Raw genomic sequence first — 1,288 nt, 5'->3', positions numbered from 1 at the left:
TAAACTCTTCCTCAATATCTATTTTTGCTTCTTCTCCTACGGCAGGTATCTCTGTCGTTTCATCAGCTGGCATCTCCTCAGAAATCGGGACTTCCGAGTATTCCCATACCTCACTGGGCACAGAAAAATATATTGAGCTAACAAGCAGAGCCAGGAACAAAAATACCGGTAGGCCATAAAATAAATAAGCTTGCTTGAAGTTTCGTTCAAAGCGGAAGGTAATACCACGATAAGCTGTGTGGCGGAGCCTGAACGACATAGAAAGAACAATGATTGCAGGCACTAAAACTGTCACTGCTGCAGCGGCATACAAACCCCAAACGCCATTATAGGAATTTATTGCGTAATAAATGCCGAATAATATGGATGCAAAAATTCGCCCTTTTAGAATCTGTTCAGGCTTTGCCAAATATTGAAAGGCGCTGTCGTCAAGCTGAGTATTGCCATAAAAATAGCGGTGTGTTCTAACTTTCGCCCAGGCCGAATAAATGCCCAGCGTAACGATGGTGAGAGCTATATTGACGATCCAAATGCCAAAGAATTCGAGTGCTTTGCCGCTGAATCTAAAAGGCTGTTCAGTATAGGGTTTTACTTCTAAGTCCATTTAATGGGAGTTCCTTCAATTTGATGCGCTTAAAAACTAGCGGCAGTCTAACATAATTAGAAGGAGAGGCTGCGGTCAGAGTAAATTTACTCTAGACCGAACGGCACTTACTTAAGCATATGTTCCATCTAAACAAATGATTATCTATAGGGTGCAATTCAGATTAAATAGGAGCCATTCATTTAAGAACCCTTTTTTGATTATCTCCGTACAGGCCATCGGCCGCTCTGTGTCCTCTGTGGTGGATTCGTTTTTGGGTTTTTGATCTTCAAGACTAAGGCCCTTAACCACAGAGGACACAGAGCGCTTTGCTGCACAGAGGAGTAATGTTTCTCTAGGCTTCCACTGTAAAAAAGTGAAATTCAGTTTAAGTAAGTGCCATTCTACTTTCTAATTATTCTAGCTCTGACATATCGTCTCAATATCACAAGTGATCACCGATACATGCTTATAGCCGATTCTCATCAGCTGCTCTGCAGATAAAGTGGCGCGTGCACCGGTTGCGCAGTGGATATAGAGCGGTGTTTCTTCATGTGGGTGGAGTTCTGATACCTTCATTTCCAAGACACCACGTGGAATGTTGAGGGCGTTCGGTGTCGGGTTTTGTGCCACTTCCATGGGTTCTCTTACGTCAATCAAAATACCACCATTATTGCTCATTTCCAGCTTGGCGCTTGATGATGT

Annotated in this window: 2 protein-coding genes; both read right to left on the bottom strand. The window is 43.0% G+C overall.

All coding sequences use genetic code 11. The features are described 5' to 3' along the window. On the bottom strand, nt 1-604 hold a 604-nt coding region (locus A3756_RS22805; protein WP_156490704.1), incomplete at its 3' end, for a DUF898 family protein. A gap of 399 nt (nt 605-1,003) precedes the next feature. Beyond that, on the bottom strand, nt 1,004-1,288 hold a 285-nt coding region (locus A3756_RS22800), incomplete at its 5' end, for a rhodanese-like domain-containing protein (RefSeq protein ID WP_068554757.1).

This window comes from Oleiphilus sp. HI0086, from assembly GCF_001635225.1.
The sequence above is the reverse complement of the archived record's forward strand: the minus strand, read 5'-3'. Positions and strand labels throughout refer to the sequence as shown.